This window comes from Candidatus Litorirhabdus singularis (assembly GCF_026262625.1).
Lineage (GTDB): Bacteria > Pseudomonadota > Gammaproteobacteria > Pseudomonadales > Halieaceae > Litorirhabdus > Litorirhabdus singularis.
The window spans coordinates 1-2,500 of sequence record NZ_SHNN01000011.1 but is presented as its reverse complement, the minus strand read 5'-3'; the positions used below and the strand labels follow the sequence as shown (position 1 = coordinate 2,500).

General features: G+C 51.9%; 1 rRNA gene (cut by a window edge). It reads left to right on the top strand.

Features of this window, described 5'->3' with window-relative positions:
• Nucleotides 1–2,423 (top strand): 23S ribosomal RNA (locus tag EYC98_RS21610); it begins 494 nt to the left of the window's first position.
• Nucleotides 2,424–2,500 lie beyond the last annotated feature (77 nt).

Sequence of the window (2,500 nt, the reverse complement as noted above, 5' to 3'; positions counted from 1 at the left end):
AGGGGAGTGAAATAGATCCTGAAACCGTATGCGTACAAGCAGTGGGAGCAGACTTGTTCTGTGACTGCGTACCTTTTGTATAATGGGTCAGCGACTTATTGTCTGTAGCGAGCTTAACCGAATAGGGGAGGCGTAGGGAAACCGAGTCTTAATAGGGCGACTTAGTTGCAGGCAATAGACCCGAAACCGGGCGATCTATCCATGGCCAGGGTGAAGGTTAGGTAACACTGACTGGAGGCCCGAACCCACTTATGTTGAAAAATGAGGGGATGAGCTGTGGATCGGAGTGAAAGGCTAATCAAGCCCGGAGATAGCTGGTTCTCCTCGAAATCTATTTAGGTAGAGCGTCGTGTCTTACCCTGGGGGGTAGAGCACTGTTTGGGCTAGGGGGTCATCCCGACTTACCAACCCCATGCAAACTCCGAATACCCAGGAGTACAATCACGGCAGACAGACAGCGGGTGCTAACGTCCGTTGTCGAGAGGGCAACAACCCAGACCGCCAGCTAAGGTCCCCAATACCAGTTAAGTGGGAAACGATGTGGGAAGGCACAGACAGCTAGGAGGTTGGCTTAGAAGCAGCCACCCTTTAAAGAAAGCGTAATAGCTCACTAGTCGAGTCGGCCTGCGCGGAAGATATAACGGGGCTAAACTGGTAACCGAAGCTGCGGATGCTTATAACCTTTGGGTTATAGGCATGGTAGAGGAGCGTTCTGTAAGCTGTTGAAGGTGGATTGAGAAGTCTGCTGGAGGTATCAGAAGTGCGAATGCTGACATGAGTAACGATAAGGGGGGTGAAAAACCTCCCCGCCGGAAGATCAAGGTTTCCTGTCCAACGCTAATCGGGACAGGGTTAGGCGGCCCCTAAGGCGAGGCAGACATGCGTAGTCGATGGGAAGCAGGTTAACATTCCTGCGCTGCTTTTTACTGCGATGGGGGGACGGAGAAGGCTAGGCAAGCGCGGCGTTGGTTGTCCGCGTTTAAGGTTGTAGGCTTGAGACTTAGGTAAATCCGGGTTTCTTTAAGGCCGAGAGCTGATGACGAGCATTTGCGCAAGCTCATGTGAAGTTGTTGATGCCATGCTTCCAGGAAAATCCTCTAAGCTTCAGGTAAAGAGTAACCGTACTGTAAACCGACACAGGTGATCAGGTAGAGAATACCAAGGCGCTTGAGAGAACTCGGGTGAAGGAACTAGGCAAAATGGTACCGTAACTTCGGGAGAAGGTACGCCGGTTTTGGTGATGGGACTTGCTCCCTGAGCTGAGGCCGGTCGAAGTGACCAGGTGGCTGCGACTGTTTATTAAAAACATAGCACTCTGCAAACACGTAAGTGGACGTATAGGGTGTGACGCCTGCCCGGTGCCGGAAGGTTAATTGATGGGGTTATCTTCGGAGAAGCTCTTGATCGAAGCCCCGGTAAACGGCGGCCGTAACTATAACGGTCCTAAGGTAGCGAAATTCCTTGTCGGGTAAGTTCCGACCTGCACGAATGGCGTAACGATGGCCACACTGTCTCCACCCGAGACTCAGTGAAATTGAAATTGCGGTTAAGATGCCGTATACCCGCGGCTAGACGGAAAGACCCCGTGAACCTTTACTATAGCTTCACACGGGACTTTGATCTTATTTGTGTAGGATAGCTGGGAGACTTTGAAGCGGTGGCGCTAGCCATCGTGGAGTCAACCTTGAAATACCAGCCTGATAATATTGAGGTTCTAACTCAGGTCCATTATCTGGATCGAGGACAGTGTGTGGTGGGTAGTTTGACTGGGGCGGTCTCCTCCCAAAGAGTAACGGAGGAGCACGAAGGTGCGCTAATCATGGTCGGAAATCATGAGGTTAGTGTAAAGGCACAAGCGCGCTTGACTGCGAGACTGACAAGTCGAGCAGGTACGAAAGTAGGTCTTAGTGATCCGGTGGTTCTGTATGGAAGGGCCATCGCTCAACGGATAAAAGGTACTCCGGGGATAACAGGCTGATACCGCCCAAGAGTTCACATCGACGGCGGTGTTTGGCACCTCGATGTCGGCTCATCACATCCTGGGGCTGAAGCCGGTCCCAAGGGTATGGCTGTTCGCCATTTAAAGTGGTACGCGAGCTGGGTTTAGAACGTCGTGAGACAGTTCGGTCCCTATCTGCCGTGGGCGTTGGAGAATTGAGGGAAGCTGCTCCTAGTACGAGAGGACCGGAGTGGACGAACCTCTGGTGTTCCGGTTGTATCGCCAGATGCATTGCCGGGTAGCTACGTTCGGACAGGATAACCGCTGAAAGCATCTAAGCGGGAAGCCCCTCCCAAGATTAGTTCTCCCTGGGAATTTAATTCCCCTGAAGGGCCGTCGAAGACTACGACGTTGATAGGCTGGGTGTGTAAGCGCTGTGAGGCGTTGAGCTAACCAGTACTAATTGCCCGTGAGGCTTGACCATATAATCTAAGTAATTTTGCAAAAAACGACTTCGGTTGGATGTGCGCAAGTCACAGTCAGAACTCGAATTGCTCTTGA